Here is a 17608-nt window from a genome sequence, read left to right as displayed (position 1 = left end):
TATAAATACCTGGGAGGCCCGACTGTCAACCCTTCCGATTTAATCGGATGCGATATATATGGATGCGAGACTTCACATGTTCGTGTCAAAAAGGACGACCTCCATGAAATCCAATGATGGTCCCAAATCCGGTCAGGCCGGTTCCAGGGACAATTCCCGAGACAATTCAAAGGCCGGCCAGAAGGGGAAACCATCAGGGGCCGACCGGGGCCTTGGCGATTTCCTGTGCTTTGCGATCTACTCGGCCAACCTCGCCTTCGGCCGGGCCTACAGGAAGGGCCTTGAGGATCTCGGTCTGACCTACCCGCAATGGATCGCGATCGTGGCCTTGTGGGAGCGGGACGGCCAGACGGTGAGCGAGCTTGGCGAAAAGATGTTCCTGGAATCCAACACGCTCACGCCGGTCCTGAAAAAGCTCGAGACCATGGGTTACCTGCGCCGTCAGCGCGATCCCGCGGACGAACGGCAGGTGCGCATCAGCCTTACCGAGGCCGGCCGGCTTCTGCGCGAGAAGGGCATGCACATGAACCTCGTGGCTTCGACCGGACTCAAGGAAGATGAATTCGCTCGGCTGCAGAAAAGCGTCATTGCGCTCCGTGACAATCTGATCGACGCGACGGCGCAGCAGGAGAAGTGATGGCAGCATCGGAGGCTCCGCTTCGCGGACGTATCGCCGTCGTGGCGGGCGCGACGCGCGGCGCCGGCCGCGGCATCGCCACCGCGCTCGGCGAGGCCGGCGCGACGGTGATCTGCACAGGGCGCAGCAGCACGCGCGCCGATGCGCCGACGCGATCCGACTATGACCGGCGCGAGACGATCGAGGAGACAGCCGAACTTGTAACGGGGCTAGGCGGCAAGGGCGTCGCCATCGCCGTCGACCATCTCGAACCGGCACAGGTCGCGGCGCTGGCCGAACGCATCCGCAACGACCATGGCCGCATCGACGTGCTCGTCAACGGCATCTGGGGCGCCGAACGGCTCAAGGGCGGGCCCGCCGAATGGAATACGCCGATCTGGAAGCTCGACCTGCAGAAGGGCTTGCGGATTCTGCGGCTCGGCATCGAGACGCATCTGGTGACGTCGCATTATCTGTTGCCTCTGCTGGTCGCGCAGCCCGGCGGCCTGCTGATGGAAGTCACCGACGGCACCGCCGATTACAACGCGCAGCATTACCGGATCTCGGTGTTCTACGACCTCGTCAAGCAAAGCGTGAATCGTCTCGCCTTCTCGCAAGGTCATGAACTCGCGCCCCACGGGGCGGCGGCGGTGGCGATCACGCCGGGCTGGCTGCGCTCCGAGATGATGCTGGAGAATTTCGGCGTCACCGAAACGAACTGGCGCGAGGCGCTGACGGAGCGGGGAGGCGGCAGGCCACAGGCGCCGCCGGATTTCGCATTGTCGGAATCGCCGCGCTATGTCGGCCGCGCCGTGGCGGCACTCGCCGCCGATCCCGATCGCGGCAAATGGAATCAGAAGTCGGTCAGCTCCGGCGAACTCGCCCGCCACTACGGCTTTACTGATATCGATGGTTCGCGGCCTGACATCTGGCGCTACACGGCCGAGGTCCGCGAGGGCGGCAAGGTGGCGGACCTTGGCGACTACCGTTAGGGTTGTCGTGCCATTGAGTGAGAATGAAAGCAGCCTGATGCCCGTTCACAACAACTCCAGCCATCCCCTCGATTATCCGATCTGGACCGCGCTGACGACCACGCATCAGGCGTTGGCCGAAGGCGATGCCCGCGCGCGGCGCTATCCGACAGAGATCACGCCCTTCGCCGCGACGGCGGACATGTCGCCGGAAAGCTTTGCAGCGCTTCGCGCGCTGATGTCGCCGCAGGACATTGCCGTGCTGTTCACGCCGGATGCCGTCCAGCCGCCTGCCGAATTCAAGGTCGTGCTGGCAGACACCGGTGAACAGATGATTGCTGGAGCGCCGGTTGAAGCGCCGACCAACGGCGTCGATATCGTCACCCTCGGTGTCGACGACGTGCCAGCGATGATCGAACTGACCGCGCTCACCAAGCCGGGACCGTTCTACGCGCGGACCCATGAACTTGGCACCTTCCTCGGCATCCGCGTCGACGGCCAGCTCGTCGCGATGATCGGCGAGCGGATGAAGCCCGCTCACTACACCGAGATCACCGCCGTCTGCGTGCATCCATCCCTTCGCGGCCGCGGCTACGGGCAGATGCTGCTATCTGCCATCTCCCGCCAGATTGTGTCGCGCGGAGAAATTCCCTTCCTGCACGTCTTCACCAACAATCATTCGGCCATCGCGCTCTACCGGCGGCAGGGGATGGAAATCCGCCGCCGTCTCCACGTGACGGTGTTGAAGAAAGAGGAATGATCGCCCAGCGATGCACGCCTTGACCGATATCTTCCTCACGCGTTGCGGGTGCCGCCCGGACCCCGATCCGGGCCGGGATCCTCGCCGGAGGCCGCCTTGGTCAGCCTGTCGATATAATGGATCCAGCCCTTGGCGTGGCTCGCCTGGTGAGCCGCGCTGGGAAGCCCGCTATGGGTCATGCGCAGCAACGTGCCGCCATCCTGTTCGATCAGGTCGATTTCGATCAGGCCCGATCCCGGCGGCACCTCGTCATTGCCTTCCCAGCCAAAGCTGTAGGCAAGGCGATGCACCGGCACCACCTCGCGGAACGTGCCGCGCGCCGTCGCGCTGCCGACGCCCTTCAGGAGATAAAGCCCGCCCGGATGCATCTCCGTCACGGCCTCGCTGCCCATCCATTGCACGATCTTCTCAGGGTCCGTCAGGAAGGCGAACACACTGGCGCGCGGCGCCGCGATCTGCGTCTCGCGCTGGACCACAAATGATTCAGGCATCGAAAACCTCACTGGTCGTTGACATGGCGGGGGCTGCAACCCGTACGAGAACATATGCCGGCGCGAGGATTTACCAAGTGCCGATGATGACAATCGATGGTCCCTGCCGCATGGTCGGCCCATGCAACTGAGTTCGACGCTGACATGGCTGGTCGATGCGGCCAGCGCTTCGCCGGGCGCCGACCGGTTCCTCGCCGAACTCGGCATGCGCTTGATTGCGGACAACATGCCGCTCGCCGGCGGCGCGCTGACGCTCGCCGTACCGCACCCGATCATCGCCCGCCGCACCTGGCTGTGGCGGGCCGAAAATGGCGCGGTGATCGAGGCGGTGGGATTTGCACCGATGGGATTTGGGGGCGCGGGGAGTTCGTCCGGCGATGCGGGCCGGAGCTGGTTGGCCGGGCTCGCGGGCGGTGCGGTGCATGAAGACAGCGTTGGCGCGGGAGAAGGCGGGCCGGTGCTTGGCTGGATAGGGCCGCGCCGGTTCACGGAATCGGAAGTAGATCGGTTGCGCGAAGCCGCCCGCTTTGCCGCAGCGCCGCTCGCCGTACTCTCGGCCCGCGCGACGCTGTCGGCCGCGCTTGAGGCTTATCTTGGCCGGCGCAGCGCCGCGCGCGTGCTGGCGGGGCCGCTGCGGCGTGAAGTCGGCGAGACCATTCGGGCGGTGTTGCTCTATGGCGATCTGCGCAGCTTCACCGCGCTGTCCGAGGCCGAGCCTCCGGCCGCCGTCATCGCCGCACTCGGCGGCTGGTTCGACTGCGTCGGCGGCGCCGTCCACGCCTTTGGCGGCGAGGTGTTGAAATTCATCGGCGATGGCGTGCTCGCGATCTTCCCGGTCGGCGAGAAGCCGCGCGAAGCCTGCGATGCCGCGCTGCGCGCGGTTGCTTCCGCGAAAGCCGGAATGGCGCATCTCGATACGAGCCGGCGAGAGCAGGGGCTGCCGCCGCTGTCATTCGGCGTGGCGCTGCACCTTGGCGAAATTCTGTGGGGCAACGTCGGCGCGGCCGACCGGCTGGATTTCACTGCGATTGGTTCTGCGGTGAATCTGGTCAGCCGGCTGGAAGGGCTCTGCCGGCCGCTCGGTCACACTGTCCTGATCTCCGGTGCGGTCGCCACTGAGACAAGCGCGACACTGATCCCGCTGGGAACGCATGCGCTGCGCGGCATCGCATCTCCCTGCGCCGTCTACACGATGTCGGACGGTTAGTTAGGGCGGGGCCGGAACTCATCACGAAAACGTTAAACCGATCGGTTGACTATCGGCGCTGCGTGTCTATACTAAACCACATGGTTGAGTATTCGACACATCTCGATGCTGTTTTTCACGCGCTGGCGGACCCGACGCGCCGGGCGATGCTTGGTCATCTGGCCGAGCGGGAGCTCACGATCGGGGAACTGGCGACGCCATTCCACATGAGCTTCGCCGGCGCGTCGAAACATGTGCGGGTGCTGGAGAATGCCGGGCTGGTGAAGCGCACGATCCGTGGCCGCACCCATCTGTGCCGCCTCGAGGCGGCGCGGCTCGCGGAAGCCGATGCGTGGCTCCGCCGTTACGAACGTTTCTGGAGCGAAAAACTCGACTCGCTGGAAGCCCTGCTGCGTGCAGAGGACGAGGCGAAAGCAAAGCAGGTGAAGGAGTAGACAATGAATGCAACGACAAAGCCCGATGCCTATGGCGAGTTGATCGAGCCGACCACACTCAAGATCCAAAGGCTTCTGCCCGGTCCGATCGAGCGCATCTGGGCCTACCTCACCGACAGCGGCCTGCGCAGCAAGTGGCTGGCGGCGGGCCAGATGGAGATGAAGGTCGGCGCGCCCGTCGAATTCGTCTGGCGCAACGACGAGCTCAACGATCCCCCGGGCAAGCGGCCGGAGGGATTTCCGGAAGAGCATCGCATGCAGAGCCGGATCACCGAGCTCGATCCGCTCCGCAAGCTTTCGATCGCCTGGAACAACAGCGGCGACGTGACGTTCGAGCTGGAGCCCAAGGGCTCGGGCGTGCTGCTCACCGTGACCCATCGGCGTTTGCCCGATCGCTCGACCATGCTCAAGGTCAGCGCCGGCTGGCACATGCATCTCGATGTCCTGGTCGCCCGTGCCAACGACAAGGAACCGGCACCATTCTGGGACGGCTGGGCCCGCCTGCAGCAGGAATACGACAGCCGGCTGCCGGCCTGACGTGCAACGCAACAAGCACTGCAACAAACAGGAGACTAAGCCATGCAGACTCACGTCGTATCAGCGCAGGAGTGGGAAGCCGCGCGCAAACAGTTGCTCGTGAAGGAGAAGGAATTGACCCACGCTCGCGACGCACTGGCCGCCGAGCGTCGGCGGATGCCGTGGTTGGCCGTGGAGAAGGAATACAAGTTCGAAGGGCCTGCGGGCACGGCAAGCTTGCGCGACCTGTTCGAGGGCCGCCATCAGCTGATCGTCTACCGCGCCTTCTACGAGCCCGGCGTGTTCGGCTGGCCCGACCACGCCTGCCGCGGCTGCTCGATGGTCGCCGATCAGGTCGCCCATCTCGCTCATCTCAACGCCCGTGACACCACGCTCGTATTCGCATCGCGCGCGCCGCAGGCAGACATCGCACGCCAGAAGGCGCGAATGGGATGGGAGATGATCCCCTGGTACACCGTCACGGACAGTTTTGACGCCGACTTCGACGTCGGCGAATGGCACGGCACCAACGTGTTCTTCCGCGACGGCGACAAGATTTTCCGTACCTACTTCATCAACAACCGCGGCGACGAGCAGATGGGGGGCACCTGGAACTACCTCGACATCACGCCGCTCGGGCGCCAGGAGGAGTGGGAGGATTCTCCCGAAGGCTATCCGCAGACGCCGACCTACAAGTGGTGGAATTGGCACGACAGCTACGTCGAAGGCGCAGCGCCCGACAAGAGGTGGGTCGAGGTGTCGGACGCCGGAGAGGCCGCGTTCCGAAAACAGAGTGCGGGTGCGAAGCCATGAGCCAAGGCTATTCCGGCGGATCCGGCGGCGTCTCGCCCCGCCGGAATGCCGTCGCACGTAGGGCGGCCAACGGGCTCTATCTCGCGGCCGCGCCGACCTTCGCGACAATGGCGTTACTGACGGGGGTGTTTGGCGGCGGATCGCCGGATGCGTTGTGTTCGACCGCGAGTGCATCACCCCTCGGTGGAATGGTCCCGATGTATTTGCTGATGAGCGCCTTCCATCTGGCGCCGTGGCTGAAGCTGATCTCCAGCCGCACGCCGATGTCGCAGGTCGGCGTAAGCCGGGCATGAGACGCACGGCGGCGCATTCGAAAAGTTCGTGGTCCCCCCGTGTTGTTTTATCGAAGGAAGAAAAACATGAGTGAAGCTTACACCGGCGGATGCGCCTGCGGCGCGATCCGATATGAAATCTCTGCCCAACCGATCGAGATGAACGATTGCCAGTGCCGTCAGTGCCAGCGCAAGAGCGGCACCGGCCACGGATCCTATTTGACGTTTCCGCGGCCGGCCGTGAAGGCCGAGGGCGAGGCGAAGCATTGGGACCTGGTCGGTGACGGTGGAACGGTCAAGTCCCGCGCCTTCTGCCCGACATGCGGCTCACCGGTCTATCTGACATTCCCCGGCATTCCCGAGATCTTCATCGTCCACGCGGGAAGCCTTGACGATCCCAGCCGATACAAGCCACAGAAAGTTTTATGGACCGCTGCCGGCCACGCCTGGGATCATCCCGATCCGGCCGCGCGAAAATTCGACAAGATGCCGCCCGGCTGAGATGCAGACGGCGTGATTTCAATGAATGCCCGGGCGCGTGTTGGCGCGCCCGGGGTACTTGTTGTCACAGATGGATCAATGCTTCGTCTCTTCCGAAGCCGCGATCCACGCGATCACGGCTTCCGAGAAGCCGTGCACACGCGTCCACGCATCGTATCCGACACCGTGCTGGTACGAGGCCACATTCACCATGGTGCCGCGACCCCTGGGGTCGGGGACGGTGTCGTGGCTCTGCTCGTCGGTGAAGACGATCAGGCGATCGCCCTTGCGGTCGATCTCGCGCGGCGGAATCTTCACGACCTCATTGCTGAACGTGAAGGTCTCCACCTCGTCACAGACTTCGCGGGCGAGGATCGCCAGACCGCAGGCCGCCTCAGCGCGGGTCATCTCCGACTGCGCCGAGAGCGGATAGAACATCGATCCCGACACGTCGATCAGGAGCCGCGTGCGGCCCGGAAGCCGCGCATAGCCCTTGATCGACTTCAGCATCGCGGATTCGAGCTCGGGCTCGAAATCCGGCGCATAGCGCGCCGCCGTGATGAAGCGGTAGGGAAGGATGCGGTCGGTCCGCATCGCCTCGATGGCCTCCGCGATGGTGCTGCGCGGCACCTCCGCCTTCTGCATCAGGCGCAGATTGCGGAGCAGCGCGAGGCCGCCCAGCCTGTTCTCGGCGATCAGCCGCTCGAAGGTCGCGCGCTTGTCCTTGCCGGACGAAAGCGAAACCTCCCAGGTGTCGGGAGAAGCCAGTTCGCCGTCGACGAGCTGCTTCCACACCTTGGCCTGGTCCGCGTCCTTCGGCTTGGCGTGGACCAGGAACAGGACGTCCCTGATACGCACCGCGCCGTCGCGGTCGTACTTCGCAAGCTGATAGGCGTCGAACTTGGTCACCGCGCGCGCCAGGCCCTTCTTGACCTGCGCCGAGACGGGCTGACGCTTGCGCTGCTGCATCGGTCCGAGCGCATCCGCCCAGTAGATTGCAAGCAGCTCCGTCATCTCGTCGGGGCGCTGGATCAAATGGGCCAGGGTATCGGCGACGAGCGCACGATGCTTCTCGTGCCGCGCCATCTCGCGCACCACCAGCAGCGGCGCATGCCGAAGCTTCATCACCTCGCGCGCCTCGATGGCGAGCGCCGCGACGCGCGCGGGATCGACCTGCGGCACCAGCGCCTTGATACGCTCGGCGATCGCAACGCCATCCTCGTAGAACTGGCTCTCCCACGGGAGGCAGTTCATCAGCGCGCGCCTCAGCGCCATCTCTGGCGTGAAGCGCTTGGCCGGCGCGCCCTCGAAGGTGAGAGCGCGAACGATCTTGTTCAGTCTGACCATGACGGCCTCCTCTAGGGTTGATTATTGATCGGAAAGGGCGCCGGGGAACGGGCGAGGCTGTACTGCCCTTGCGGGCGTTGTCACACGCTCTCCCTCTGAGCTACGGACTTATCGTCCGGAAGGAATCGAACCTTCGACCTTGTGAGTGCGAAGTAACAGAACTCTTCACCACCGGCATTTTGGAAACCACGATCCGGGAACAGGCGATGCTGAGACCCCGATCGGCAGCTTACCCTGCCGATTGGGAAGCGCTCTACCACTGAGCTACCAGCGCACATGACGCCGGGCGGGATTCGAACCCGCGACCTCTCGTTCCAAAGACGATGTAACAGCGATCTTCACCACGGACCGTGGAGAGAGTTGGCGGGGAACGGACGATGCTGTTGCCACCCTTGCGGGCGTACGGGCCTTGAACCCGCCCGGCGCCATAGCGCCCTACCGAAGTAACAGCCATCTTCACCACCGCCCTGCCGATGCCTGCGCATCGGCAGTTGAAAGGCACGCTGGGGAACAGGCAATATCGGCGTCAGTGACAACAACGCAGTTTCGCTCCTTGCGGAAGCGAAACTGCGCCGGGCCGCGTGCAAGCCCTCGCGAGGCCGCATCCCGGTGCGTGCGTCAAGGGCGGGATTCGAACCCGCTCTTTCCATGGTGCGAAGTATCCGAAATCTTCACCACCAGCGTCGGTTTAGCCGCAAGAGGCGGCAAACCGGATTGGAAAACAAATTTCATTCGCGGCGCTCTGAACGGCGCCGCTGCTGCGAACCCCCTGGGGTTCGCTCTGCCATCGGTATCCGGCTTGCGCCTCGTTCCCTCCGACAGGCCCCGCGCTTCGGGGCACGCGCCTGCCGGCGCGAGCCCCGGGATCCGGGTCTCCCGTTCCGGCTTGCGCCGGGATGTTTCGAATGAGCCTGCTTCGGACAACAAAAAACCCTCCGGAGCGGTTGGCTCAGGAGGGTCCGAATAGAGCGGACTGTCGATCTCGCTTAAGCGAGATCGCTCCCATGAGCCGGGCGTGCGTCATCGAGTGGCCGATAGCCATTCGATAGTCTGACGCGCTTTGCGCAACTGTGGTTCATCACACGGCTCATGTTCAGTCGCGAACCCAATGCTCGCGAAGGGCGCGGGAAATACGCTTGTAATTTTGGATTGTCAACCCGAAGAATGGACAAAATTGCAAACGCCACGCGACACCGGCGGTAGCTCGCGTGATCAGAAGCCGATGTCTCGCTATCGGCAACGCCTGAAGAATTGCTATTCTTCCTGCACCCCGTCGCTACGCGTGGCAAGCGGGAGTAAGGTGCCCCTGATTTTATGAAAAGCAGGCGCTAGATTGGTGCCCCATCCAAAACGACAAGAAAGAGCTTCGCGGCACGCGTGCGTTGTATTGCCAACTGGGAAATGAGATGCGTCTGAAAAACTGCCACAACTTTCACGATTTTCGTCAAATGGCCAAGCAGAGCCTTCCTGCACCGATTTTCAACTACATCGACGGTGCGGCCGACGACGAAGTCACGCATCGTCGCAATACGCGAGCCTTCGAAGATTGCGACCTGGTGCCGAACGTGCTGCGCGGGGTGACCGATGTGGACATGTCGGTGACGATCATGGGGCAGAGGCTGGCCATGCCAGTCTATTGCTCACCGACTGCGCTGCAGCGATTGTTCCATCCCCAAGGCGAGCGCGCGGTGGCGGCGGCCGCTGGCAAATACGGCACCATGTTCGGCGTTTCCTCACTCGGCACCGTAAGCCTCGAGGAAGCGCGCAAGATCAGCAGCGCTCCGCAGGTTTATCAGTTCTATTTCCACAGGGATCGCGGCTTGAACCGCGAGATGATGAATCGCGCCAAGCAGGCTGGTGTAGAGGTCATGATGCTGACCGTTGACAGCATCACCGGCGGCAACAGGGAGCGCGACAAGCGCACCGGCTTTGCCATCCCGTTCAAGCTGAATCTGGCCGGCATGGCGCAGTTCGCGATCAAGCCGGCCTGGGCGATCAACTATTTCATGCATGAAAGCTTCAAGCTGCCGCAGCTGGACACCCATGTCGACATGGGTAGTGGCACCATGTCCATCAGTCGCTACTTCACCGAGATGCTTGACCCGTCGATGAATTGGGACGACGTGGCCGAGATGGTGCAGCACTGGGGTGGGCAGTTCTGCCTCAAGGGTATCATGTCGGCGGCAGACGCCAGACGCGCAGTGGAGATCGGCTGCACGGGGATCGTGCTTTCCAACCACGGCGGTCGGCAGCTTGACGGTTCGCGCAGCGCCTTTGACCAACTGGCGGAGATTGTCGACGCGGTGGGCGACAGGATCGACGTCATCATGGACGGCGGCGTGCAGCGCGGCAACCATGTGCTCAAGGCGCTGTCGCTCGGAGCCAAGGCAGTAGGCGTCGGCCGCTATTATCTCTTCCCCCTGGCTGCTGCTGGCCAGGCTGGCGTGGAACGCGCGCTTGAGCAGATGCGGACCGAGATCGAACGGGGCATGAAGCTGATGGGCGCTACATCTCTCGACCAGCTATCGCGCGAGAACCTGCGCTTCCATGCTAGCAGCTTCACTTCTTCGCGCTACTCGTCGTAATATTGATGAGCTGCGGCCAGCGCCTCGCTGGCCGCTCGCGTGAATTGCGGACGGCTAATATTTCTTGCTCAAACGATCGAAGGAAACCTGATGGCACGCGTGCGCTGTATCACCGAAATGGGCATGGGCGTCGACGTTCACGGCCGCGATGCCACCAAGGCTGCCAAGCGCGCCGTCTCGGACGCCATCCGCCATTCCAGCCTCGGCTTCTTCCGGATGCTGGGGAAGACCGCCAACGACATGTTCGTCGAGGTCACCGTCGCGGTACCGGACCCGAGCGGGGTCGACACTGCGGCAGTTGCCAAGGAATTGCCGTACGGCACCGTAAACGTGACGGCGGTCAAGGGCGGGCTGGAAGTGCCTGCCGAGAGCGGAAGCGACTCCATTATCATCGCGAACGCCGCCGTGATTGTGAGCTTCGACGACGGCAAACCTGGCTAAACAAGACCGGCTAACAAGACTGGCTAAATCGTTTAGTGCCAATCAGGCCGGACGCCGAAACCGCGATCAACCAGAAGATCTGGAGCACCCCATGACGACGCAGGACAGCAGCACCTACTGGAAGCGGGGGCGGGTTGAGCTGCGCGCCGCCGGATTCGATCCGGACCGCGCGGCGGAGACCAACGCGGTGGTGACGATTGCCAGCGCCTACACCAATGCCCATCGCTGCAACAACCGCGTGCGCGCTATCACCGGCCTGCTGGTCGATATCCTGGCGGAGCGCGGCGGGCAGGGGTTGATCGTCGGTGCGCCGGCGGTGTCGGATGCCCTGACGCAGGGCACGCCGACGGCGGGCTATAGCCTCGCCTCGCGCGACGTCGTTGCCGATTGCTTCGAGATCGGTCACTACGCGCATCACGGCGACGCCATGATCGTGATTTCCGGCTGCGACAAGACCGGTGCGGCCGCGCTGATGCCGCTCGCGCGCACCAATGCTTTCGGGCTCGTGCTCTATCCCGGCACCGGCACGCCGGGCCGCGTCTCGTTCGGGGCATGGGCCAGCAAGGGCAACAACATCACGATCCTCGATTACGCTGAAGCTCGCGCCGCAAACGAGTCCGGCCGCATCTCCGGTGAGGAGTTGCTGGAAGTCGAGCGCAATGTGATGCCGGGCAGCGGCACCTGTGGCGCGATGTTCACGGCCAACACCATGAGCACGATCGCGGAATCGATCGGCATGATGCTGCCGCGCGGCGCATCGCATCCCGCCGACTACGACGCCGGCAGCGACATCCACGCCGACGTCCGCGCGCAGGCCCGCGCCTCGGTCGATGCGCTGTACCGGCTGATGGAGGCCGGCATCCGGCCACGCGACATCATGACCGAGCGGGCGTTCGAGAATGCGATCACGACCGTCTACGCGATGGGCGGCTCGACCAACATGTATCTGCATCTGCTCGCGGTCGCGCGCGAGGCGCAGGTGCCGATCACCATCGAGCGCATTCAGGCAGTCGGTGAGCGCGTCCCGCTATTGGCCAATCTGCAGCCGCATGGCCCGTTCGCGATGGGCAGCCTGCATGCGATCGGCGGCGTGCCGGTTGTGATGAAGGAACTGCTGCGCGCGGGCCTTCTGCATGGTGACGTCATGACGGTGACCGGCAGGACGCTGGCGGAAAATCTCGCTGATGTTCCGACGCTCGAACAGATGCCGCCGCAGGAGATCGTCCTTCCGGTGTCGAAGCCGATCGCGCCGGCGAACAATCACATCAGCGTCCTCAAAGGTAATTTGGCGCCGGAGAGCTGCTTGCTCAAGCTGTCGGGCAAGGCGCTCGAGAAGGGCCAGTTCCGCGGCACGGCGCGCGTCTTCGAGTCCGAAGCCGATACAATGGCCGCGATCCGCGCCGGCGAGATCGTGGCTGGCAATGTCATCGTGGTGCGCAATGTCGGCCCGGTAGGCGGACCCGGCATGCCTGAAATGGTGATGTTGACGATCCAGCTGCAGGGGCGCGGCCTTGGCGAGGACGTCGCGCTGATCACCGACGGCCGCTTTTCCGGCGTCTCGCACGGCATCCTGATCGGCCACGTCTCGCCGGAAGCGGCGCGCGGCGGCCCGATCGCCGCGGTGCGCGACGGCGATGCCATTGTCATCGACCCCGGCGCCCGCACCGTGAACCTTGAAGTGCCAGCGGAGGAGATCGCCCGCCGCATGGCCGACTGGCGCGCGCCGGCTTCTGTTGCGGCGGTACGGCCGGGATCCGTGCACGACAAATACATCCGGCTGGTGTCGTCGGCGCATTATGGCTGCGTGCTGTGAAGGAGCTTGGTACAGTGGCGGCATCAGAACTAATTCGCTAGACTTTCAACCCATCCTCTGGCCGAGACCCGGCCATTTGCTGCAACGACGCATATGCAAGCCAAGGATCAATCCCGCTTCAGTATCGATGCATTGCGAGACCTCGCCGGCGATAAGGCGTTTGCGCGCGGAGAGGCTTATCATCGCGGCGGTCAGGTGCAGATTCTTACGATCGAACCGAAGCGCGTGTTGGCGCAAGTCGCGGGCACCGAGGATTACCGTACCGAGCTCACCGGACGCGGCAGCAATATCGGTGGCCATTGCTCCTGCCCCGCATTCAGGGATTGGGGAGTTTGCAAGCACATGGTCGCCGTGGCGCTGGCGGCCAATGCCTTGGGCCCCGAGGCGGAGGCGGAAGGCGCGGGTGTGCTGTCGCGCATTCGCGACCATCTGAAACAAAAAAGCGTCGATGCACTCGCCGGAATGATCATGGAACTGGCAGAGCGGGATCCTGCCTTGTTGAGCAGGCTGGACGTGGCGGCGGCGGTCGTGCACGCCGACGACGGGACGCTCCGGACGCGCCTGCGCAAGGCAATTGACGCGGCGACGCGGACACCGGACTATTTGGAATACGGCGAGGTGCCGGACTGGGCATCAAGCGTGGCGGCATCGCTCGATGCCATCGCCGATCTTGCTTCGGGATCCCGCGCCGGCCTCGCGCTGGAACTTGCGGAATACGCGATCGACCGGATCGAACGCGCCATCGACAGCATTGACGATTCCGAGGGCGGTTGCAGTGAGCTGTTGGATCACGCGCGCGACATCCATCTCGCCGCGGCCGAGTCCGTGCGGCCCGACCCCGTGCAACTCGCCCGCGACCTCTTTGCCCGCGAAGTGGATGGCGACTACGGTACGTTCGGAGATGCCGCACAATTTTACGCCGACGTGCTCGGCGAGCCGGGCCTCGCCGAATATAACCGCCTTGCCGTGAAGGCATGGGAGAAGCTGCCCAAACGCAGCGGGAGAGGGCACGACGACGAATTCCCCGCCGGCTACGAGCGGCTGAAAGGAATCCTCGACTTCTTTGCCGAGCGCGCCGGCGATGTCGATACACGGATCGCGTTGCGGGCCCACGACCTGTCCTCCGCTTGGCGCTATCTGCAACTGGCGCAATTCTGTCATTCGCAGGGCCGCGTCGATGAAGCGCTGCGCCGGGCCGAGGAGGGCTTGTGGATGTTCGAGGACCAGCAACCCGACGAGCGGCTCGTATCGTTCACTGTCGAACTGCTGTCGAAAGCCGGCCGGAAGGCAGACGCCGAAGCGCTCTTGTGGCGGGCTTTCGAAAAGGCGCCGAGCTTCGAGTTATACAAGCAACTCCGGGAGCTTGGCGGCAAAGCCGCACTCCAGCGCATCATTGGAATCCTCGAGATGCGATCGGCCGGCAAGAAGCGCGCGGGCTGGTACACTACCGCCGATCTTCTCGTCAGCATCCTGATCGAAGAAAGCATGTTCGATGCGGCGTGGGCCATTACGCGCAAGGACGAGGTATCATTCGGAGCGAGGATTGCCCTCGCCGACGCGAGCAAGACCAGGCACCCGCGCGAAGCGCTCGAAGTCTACGCTGAGCGCGTCAACCAGTTCGTGAGCACGGGTGGCAATCACGCCTATGGAGAGGCGGCGAAGCTCATCGCCCGGATGGCTGCCTTGCAAAGCGAGGCTGAGCAAGCAGCTTACGTCGCGACGCTGAAGGAACGCCACAGACAGAAGCGCAACTTCATGAAGCTGCTGGGGTGAGGCGATGCGGCGCGCGAAGATCGAGCAGCAGAACGAATATCTTCTGATTCAACAACGCCGGTTTCGCGTGGCCGCAGACGTCGTGACGGATGCGTGGATGGCGTTTCCGGAGGTCCATGCGGTTGCTGTGATAGGCTCGGTTGCGAAGGCGCTATGGAAGGAGATTCCGCGTTTCAGCGATTTCCGTCGCGAGCGCATCGAGGTTTGGCATGAATGCCGCGATCTCGATCTGGCGCTCTGGATCGAATCCCAGCAAAATCTCCGCGAAATACACCGGGCGGCTAATCGTGCTTTGAGCAACGCATTTGAGTCCGGTGCCGACACCAGCGTTGTCCCCCATCAGCTCGATATCTTTATGTTCGATCCGGCGAGCGACGCCTATCTGGGCAGACTCTGCTCGTTCAACCAATGTCCCAAGGGAAAACGCGATTGCCTCGTTCCCGGTTGCGGCGCAATCGCGTTCAACAAAGTGATCGACGGATTTGTGCCGCGCGCTGATCTTTTGGCGCCGGCCCAGTATGCGATGCTCTATCGGCGCGGCGTCGGGCGATTGCGGTCCGCACTTGATTTGCCGGGTGTAGAAGCCTGACCCAGAGACGGCTCTCCACAGCAAAATTCGTAGACGTCGCGAGCGGCTGCAAGCAGCACCGGCTCGGAAATAGCCACGGCTCACTTCTCGGCTTTTGCCTCCCTGGACTCCCACGGGGCGGTGCGTTGAAAGAGTTCGACCATTTCAGGTACTGGGCGCACAGGCTGCGAAAGGACTTCAACAAGGGCCTTGAAGCCGGTCGGACTCATCCGAATGACCACTGCTTTCCATCAGAACAATCCTCCGCTGCACGTACCTCTGCCTCGCGCATGAAATCGGCGCGCGAACGGCCTTGTCAAACAAATATGTTCATGTTCTGTTCTAGTCTACCATGGACGAGTTTGCAAGCAGTGGTGGTGCCCGCTTATTTCTCGCAGCCGTTCCCGACGCGGGCACGGCCGAGCGAATCCACCAATTGGCCGGCGTGCTCAAACGCGCCCATAAATTCGACGGCAAACTCATCGCGCCGCAGCGCCTGCACATTTCGTTGTTCTTTCTCGGCGGCTTGCCCGAGCGCCATATTCGGGCGGCTTGCGAGGCTGCTACCGAGGTGCGGACGGAGCCGTTCGAGGTTTCGTTCGACCGCACCGCGAGCTTCCGGGGCAGGCCGGGCAATCGTCCGTTTGTCCTGATCGGAGAGAGTGGATTGCGCCGGTTGGAGTCATTTCGGCGGATGCTCGGCGCTGCGCTGACGCGAAGCGGGTTGAGACGGGTGGCGAACACGAATTTTACGCCGCATATCACGCTGTTGTATGACGCGCGCAGTGCCGACGAGCATCCGATTCAACCGATCTTCTGGACCGTGACGGACTTCGTGCTCATCCACAGCATGAAGGGCCACGATTATCGCGGGCGCTGGCCGTTGCTGGCATGACGGGAATTGGCGCGAGGCTGGCGTGGATGCATTCGGCTGCGCTATCTCGCCCCGGCAAGCCGCTGCGTCATCTCTTCAACGGAATTGAACAGATGTGTCGGCCCAGCCGCCTGCAACGCCGAGGGGAGAGCGTAGCCCCACGCTACCGCACCTGAATCCATGCCGGCGGCTTTCGCGGCTTCGATGTCGCGGATCTCGTCGCCGATGCAGATCGTCTCCGAAGGCTTCGCGCCAAGCTTCCGTGCGACGCGTCGAAATTTCCAGTGCTTTCCGAACACCGCCGCGCCGCAGTCGAAGCGGGTGATCTGGGCGGTGGTGGGTCCGAGTACCTGCCGGACGGATGCTTCGCTATCGGAACTGACGATGGCGGTCTTGATGCCGAGGTGTTGCAGGTCGGTCAGTATCGCCGGGATGCCGGAGAACAGCGATATCTCGCTCGCTGCCGCGAGCTTGCGTTTTCGCATGTCGCTGACGATGGCCGGCAGTTGCCACATGGATACATTGAGCCGCGCCATGATTTCGCGCGCCGACATTCCGCGCAGCCCTTCCACCTCGTCGTCGCGGACGGGCGCAAGATCGAACCGCGTAATCATGTCCTGGAACGAGGCACGAAACCAGGGAAGCGAATCGGCCAGCGTACCGTCAAAGTCGAAGATGGCGAGGCGATAGCGGGTCATGAGGAAAGGGCCTTCAGCGGGTTACGTGTCATCGCCGCCGAAATAGGCGGGCTTGCCCGTGGTCCAGGTTTCGCCCCAGAGCTGGCCGCCGCCGTCGACCGTCAGCGTCTCACCGGTCACGAATTTCGCGGATGGTCCGGCGAGGAAGACGCTGGCCTCGGCGACGTCCCATGGCGAGCCGACGCGCATCATGGGGTTCGAGCGCGGGTAGGCGGCGCGGGCTTCCGGCGAGTAGACGTTCCAGCCTTCGGTTTCGATCGCGCCGGGCGCCACGCAGTTCACCCGGATGTTCAAGGGAGCCCATTCGACCGCGACGGCGCGGGAGAGCCCGATCACGCCGCTTCGCGCCGCGATGGTGTGGGCAATGCCGTAGAGGCCGTGCGTCGTTACGACCACGATGTTGACGATGCTGCCGGGATGCTTGTGGTCGCGCCAGCGTTGCGCGGCGGCCTGCATCATGTACCAGGTGCCGTTCAGATTGGTGTTGATGACGGCGTTCCAGCCCTTCACGGAGAAATCGATCGCAGCTTGCGGAAATTGTCCGCCGGCACTGTTGATGAGACTGTCGAGGCGGCCATGCGCGACCCAGATCGTGTCGAACAGCGCGTTGACCGCATCGGGCTCCCTGATGTCGGCGACATGCGCGGATGCCTTGAAGCCGCGGCCGGCCAATTGGGCGACGAGCGCATCGAGCTTGCCCCCGTCGCGCCCGATCACGGCGACATGCGCGCCCAGCCGCGCGAACAGCCAGGCGATCGCCCGCCCGATGCCGCCGGCGCCGCCCGTGACGACGACGACCTGATCCTTCAGCGAACCGGCCGCGAACATGGTCGGATGAGCCGCAAGCTCTTCATCAGTGAGGCCGAGCTTCGCCGGAGACGGTTGATCGGTCATGTACGGCGCGGGCCCTTGTTATATGCGGCATCAGCCGTACATTAGCCGCGCAGCA

At 63.6% G+C, this 17608-nt stretch carries 20 protein-coding genes; 15 read left to right on the top strand and 5 right to left on the bottom strand.

The window, feature by feature from the left end:
• Positions 1 to 103: 103 nt before the first annotated feature.
• The 3 genes from IVB05_RS23925 to IVB05_RS23915 are packed head-to-tail and all read left to right on the top strand — an operon-like array spanning position 104 to position 2347.
• A complete protein-coding gene (locus IVB05_RS23925) occupies positions 104 to 637 on the top strand; it encodes a MarR family transcriptional regulator (protein WP_247778365.1) in 534 nt (177 codons plus the stop codon).
• Positions 637 to 1608 (top strand): SDR family oxidoreductase, encoded by a 972-nt coding sequence (locus IVB05_RS23920; protein ID WP_247778364.1) that lies wholly within the window; start codon positions 637 to 639, stop codon positions 1606 to 1608. The genes IVB05_RS23925 and IVB05_RS23920 overlap by 1 nt, the downstream gene beginning before the upstream one ends.
• Positions 1609 to 1645: 37 nt before the next feature.
• The gene (locus tag IVB05_RS23915) at positions 1646 to 2347 is read left to right on the top strand and encodes a GNAT family N-acetyltransferase (protein ID WP_247778363.1); all 702 of its coding nucleotides are present in this window, start codon (positions 1646 to 1648) and stop codon (positions 2345 to 2347) included.
• Positions 2348 to 2382: 35 nt separating this feature from the next.
• On the opposite strand, the gene IVB05_RS23910 is transcribed toward IVB05_RS23915, so the two are convergent.
• Positions 2383 to 2838: an SRPBCC family protein gene (locus IVB05_RS23910; RefSeq protein ID WP_247778362.1), complete on the bottom strand. Its 456-nt coding sequence runs from the start codon at positions 2836 to 2838 to the stop codon at positions 2383 to 2385.
• A 121-nt stretch (positions 2839 to 2959) separates the two neighbouring features.
• On the opposite strand from IVB05_RS23910, the gene IVB05_RS23905 reads away from it, so the two are divergent.
• The 6 genes from IVB05_RS23905 to IVB05_RS23880 all read left to right on the top strand — a co-directional run bounded on the left by IVB05_RS23905 (position 2960) and on the right by IVB05_RS23880 (position 6581).
• Positions 2960 to 4045, top strand: coding sequence for an adenylate/guanylate cyclase domain-containing protein (locus IVB05_RS23905; protein WP_247778361.1), 1086 nt, complete (start codon positions 2960 to 2962; stop codon positions 4043 to 4045).
• An 80-nt stretch (positions 4046 to 4125) separates the two neighbouring features.
• Entirely contained in the window at positions 4126 to 4479 is a 354-nt protein-coding gene (locus IVB05_RS23900; RefSeq protein WP_247778360.1) for a metalloregulator ArsR/SmtB family transcription factor, read from the top strand.
• Positions 4480 to 4482: 3 nt separating this feature from the next.
• Complete coding sequence (locus IVB05_RS23895; RefSeq protein ID WP_247778359.1) at positions 4483 to 5016, top strand: SRPBCC family protein; 534 nt, start codon at positions 4483 to 4485, stop codon at positions 5014 to 5016.
• Between the two features lie 42 nt (positions 5017 to 5058).
• Complete coding sequence (locus IVB05_RS23890) at positions 5059 to 5808, top strand: DUF899 domain-containing protein (protein WP_247778358.1); 750 nt, start codon at positions 5059 to 5061, stop codon at positions 5806 to 5808.
• Positions 5805 to 6101, top strand: a complete 297-nt coding sequence (locus IVB05_RS23885) for a hypothetical protein (RefSeq protein ID WP_247778357.1) — start codon at positions 5805 to 5807, stop codon at positions 6099 to 6101. Before IVB05_RS23890 ends, IVB05_RS23885 begins: the two co-directional genes overlap by 4 nt.
• Positions 6102 to 6167: 66 nt before the next feature.
• Entirely contained in the window at positions 6168 to 6581 is a 414-nt protein-coding gene (locus IVB05_RS23880; protein ID WP_247778356.1) for a GFA family protein, read from the top strand.
• 75 nt (positions 6582 to 6656) lie between these two features.
• Here the strand turns inward: IVB05_RS23880 and IVB05_RS23875 are convergent, their stop codons facing one another.
• The gene (locus tag IVB05_RS23875; protein ID WP_247778355.1) at positions 6657 to 7907 is read right to left on the bottom strand and encodes a TROVE domain-containing protein; all 1251 of its coding nucleotides are present in this window, start codon (positions 7905 to 7907) and stop codon (positions 6657 to 6659) included.
• 1406 nt (positions 7908 to 9313) lie between these two features.
• Between IVB05_RS23875 and IVB05_RS23870 the strand changes: the two genes are divergently transcribed.
• From IVB05_RS23870 to IVB05_RS23860, 3 genes are all read left to right on the top strand, one after another.
• Positions 9314 to 10492 carry an alpha-hydroxy acid oxidase gene (locus IVB05_RS23870; RefSeq protein ID WP_247778354.1) on the top strand — a complete coding sequence of 393 codons (1179 nt, stop codon included), beginning with the start codon at positions 9314 to 9316 and terminating at the stop codon, positions 10490 to 10492.
• A 90-nt stretch (positions 10493 to 10582) separates the two neighbouring features.
• The gene (locus IVB05_RS23865) at positions 10583 to 10933 is read left to right on the top strand and encodes a Lin0512 family protein (RefSeq protein WP_247778353.1); all 351 of its coding nucleotides are present in this window, start codon (positions 10583 to 10585) and stop codon (positions 10931 to 10933) included.
• Positions 10934 to 11024: 91 nt separating this feature from the next.
• On the top strand, positions 11025 to 12746 hold the full coding sequence (locus IVB05_RS23860; protein WP_247778352.1) for a dihydroxy-acid dehydratase: 1722 nt from the start codon (positions 11025 to 11027) through the stop codon (positions 12744 to 12746).
• Positions 12747 to 12791: 45 nt separating this feature from the next.
• On the opposite strand, the gene IVB05_RS43785 is transcribed toward IVB05_RS23860, so the two are convergent.
• Complete coding sequence (locus IVB05_RS43785; RefSeq protein WP_346771773.1) at positions 12792 to 13046, bottom strand: hypothetical protein; 255 nt, start codon at positions 13044 to 13046, stop codon at positions 12792 to 12794.
• Between the two features lie 42 nt (positions 13047 to 13088).
• On the opposite strand from IVB05_RS43785, the gene IVB05_RS23855 reads away from it, so the two are divergent.
• The 3 genes from IVB05_RS23855 (at position 13089) to thpR (ending at position 15982) form a co-directional block, all read left to right on the top strand.
• Positions 13089 to 14519, top strand: coding sequence for a DUF6880 family protein (locus IVB05_RS23855; protein ID WP_346771772.1), 1431 nt, complete (start codon positions 13089 to 13091; stop codon positions 14517 to 14519).
• Between the two features lie 4 nt (positions 14520 to 14523).
• On the top strand, positions 14524 to 15108 hold the full coding sequence (locus IVB05_RS23850; protein WP_247778350.1) for a hypothetical protein: 585 nt from the start codon (positions 14524 to 14526) through the stop codon (positions 15106 to 15108).
• A 331-nt stretch (positions 15109 to 15439) separates the two neighbouring features.
• Positions 15440 to 15982 (top strand): RNA 2',3'-cyclic phosphodiesterase, encoded by a 543-nt coding sequence (gene thpR, locus IVB05_RS23845; RefSeq protein ID WP_247778349.1) that lies wholly within the window; start codon positions 15440 to 15442, stop codon positions 15980 to 15982.
• A gap of 41 nt (positions 15983 to 16023) precedes the next feature.
• Here the strand turns inward: thpR and IVB05_RS23840 are convergent, their stop codons facing one another.
• Both IVB05_RS23840 and IVB05_RS23835 read right to left on the bottom strand, forming a co-directional pair.
• Positions 16024 to 16659 (bottom strand): HAD hydrolase-like protein, encoded by a 636-nt coding sequence (locus IVB05_RS23840; RefSeq protein ID WP_247778348.1) that lies wholly within the window; start codon positions 16657 to 16659, stop codon positions 16024 to 16026.
• Positions 16660 to 16680: 21 nt separating this feature from the next.
• Positions 16681 to 17553 (bottom strand): SDR family oxidoreductase, encoded by an 873-nt coding sequence (locus IVB05_RS23835; protein ID WP_247778347.1) that lies wholly within the window; start codon positions 17551 to 17553, stop codon positions 16681 to 16683.
• Between the last annotated feature and the right edge of the window lie 55 nt (positions 17554 to 17608).

Origin of the sequence: Bradyrhizobium sp. 170 (assembly GCF_023101085.1) — a bacterium.
In the GTDB taxonomy this organism is placed as follows: domain Bacteria; phylum Pseudomonadota; class Alphaproteobacteria; order Rhizobiales; family Xanthobacteraceae; genus Bradyrhizobium.
This window is presented reverse-complemented; position numbering and strand designations above follow the sequence as displayed.

Bases quoted from the DNA above. Each gene is read 5' to 3' on its own strand.
- IVB05_RS23925 (WP_247778365.1), top strand. From the start codon at position 104: ATGAAATCCAATGATGGTCCCAAATCCGGTCAGGCCGGTTCCAGGGAC.
- IVB05_RS23920 (WP_247778364.1), top strand. From the start codon at position 637: ATGGCAGCATCGGAGGCTCCGCTTCGCGGACGTATCGCCGTCGTGGCG.
- IVB05_RS23915 (WP_247778363.1), top strand. From the start codon at position 1,646: ATGCCCGTTCACAACAACTCCAGCCATCCCCTCGATTATCCGATCTGG.
- IVB05_RS23910 (WP_247778362.1), bottom strand. From the start codon at position 2,838: ATGCCTGAATCATTTGTGGTCCAGCGCGAGACGCAGATCGCGGCGCCG.
- IVB05_RS23905 (WP_247778361.1), top strand. From the start codon at position 2,960: ATGCAACTGAGTTCGACGCTGACATGGCTGGTCGATGCGGCCAGCGCT.
- IVB05_RS23900 (WP_247778360.1), top strand. From the start codon at position 4,126: ATGGTTGAGTATTCGACACATCTCGATGCTGTTTTTCACGCGCTGGCG.
- IVB05_RS23895 (WP_247778359.1), top strand. From the start codon at position 4,483: ATGAATGCAACGACAAAGCCCGATGCCTATGGCGAGTTGATCGAGCCG.
- IVB05_RS23890 (WP_247778358.1), top strand. From the start codon at position 5,059: ATGCAGACTCACGTCGTATCAGCGCAGGAGTGGGAAGCCGCGCGCAAA.
- IVB05_RS23885 (WP_247778357.1), top strand. From the start codon at position 5,805: ATGAGCCAAGGCTATTCCGGCGGATCCGGCGGCGTCTCGCCCCGCCGG.
- IVB05_RS23880 (WP_247778356.1), top strand. From the start codon at position 6,168: ATGAGTGAAGCTTACACCGGCGGATGCGCCTGCGGCGCGATCCGATAT.
- IVB05_RS23875 (WP_247778355.1), bottom strand. From the start codon at position 7,907: ATGGTCAGACTGAACAAGATCGTTCGCGCTCTCACCTTCGAGGGCGCG.
- IVB05_RS23870 (WP_247778354.1), top strand. From the start codon at position 9,314: ATGCGTCTGAAAAACTGCCACAACTTTCACGATTTTCGTCAAATGGCC.
- IVB05_RS23865 (WP_247778353.1), top strand. From the start codon at position 10,583: ATGGCACGCGTGCGCTGTATCACCGAAATGGGCATGGGCGTCGACGTT.
- IVB05_RS23860 (WP_247778352.1), top strand. From the start codon at position 11,025: ATGACGACGCAGGACAGCAGCACCTACTGGAAGCGGGGGCGGGTTGAG.
- IVB05_RS43785 (WP_346771773.1), bottom strand. From the start codon at position 13,046: ATGGCCACCGATATTGCTGCCGCGTCCGGTGAGCTCGGTACGGTAATC.
- IVB05_RS23855 (WP_346771772.1), top strand. From the start codon at position 13,089: ATGGTCGCCGTGGCGCTGGCGGCCAATGCCTTGGGCCCCGAGGCGGAG.
- IVB05_RS23850 (WP_247778350.1), top strand. From the start codon at position 14,524: ATGCGGCGCGCGAAGATCGAGCAGCAGAACGAATATCTTCTGATTCAA.
- thpR (WP_247778349.1), top strand. From the start codon at position 15,440: ATGGACGAGTTTGCAAGCAGTGGTGGTGCCCGCTTATTTCTCGCAGCC.
- IVB05_RS23840 (WP_247778348.1), bottom strand. From the start codon at position 16,659: ATGACCCGCTATCGCCTCGCCATCTTCGACTTTGACGGTACGCTGGCC.
- IVB05_RS23835 (WP_247778347.1), bottom strand. From the start codon at position 17,553: ATGACCGATCAACCGTCTCCGGCGAAGCTCGGCCTCACTGATGAAGAG.